The organism is Streptococcus mitis, assembly GCF_946188615.1.
Taxonomy (GTDB): Bacteria; Bacillota; Bacilli; order Lactobacillales; family Streptococcaceae; genus Streptococcus; species Streptococcus mitis_BZ.
Map to the genome: position 1 here is coordinate 1 of NZ_CAMHVK010000021.1, position 505 is coordinate 505.

General features: G+C 41.4%; 1 protein-coding gene. It reads right to left on the reverse strand.

Features of this window, described 5'->3' with window-relative positions:
• Positions 1-505, reverse strand: a 505-nt coding sequence (locus OCF95_RS09755) for a hypothetical protein (RefSeq protein WP_261105335.1), incomplete at both ends; no start/stop codon positions are given.

The window sequence follows — 505 nt, forward strand, 5'->3', positions numbered from 1 at the left end:
AGGCGTTCCAATTGTGCATCTACTTGCTCTTTTGTGACACTCTTATCAGCAAGAAGAGCCTTAGTTTCAGTAAGAACTGCTTGGTTTTTAGCGACCGCTGCTGTAACCGCTGCCTTGTTTTCTTCTTTGACATCTGCCTTAGCAAGCTCAGTTTCAGCCAATTTATTCGTTACTTCAGCTTCTGATGATACTTGTGTCAGAGTTGTTGTAGCTACTGAAAGAGCTTTTTCAACTGGACTTGCAGTTTTTTCTGCTTCAGCTTTTGCTGCTTCTTTTTCATCTGCTTGTTTCTTATCGAAACCAGCAGTATTTGACTCAGTTACAACTGTGCTCAAAGCTGATACAGTTTCTGCTTGGGCATCTACATCGGCTTGACTAGCATCTGCTTTTGCAAGAGTTGCTTTAGCTGTTGCCAATACTTCCTTAGCTGAACTTACTACTGTAGCATCTGCGTATTTAGCAGTTGAAAGTTTAGACTCCAAAGTAGCAATACTTGCTTCAAGGA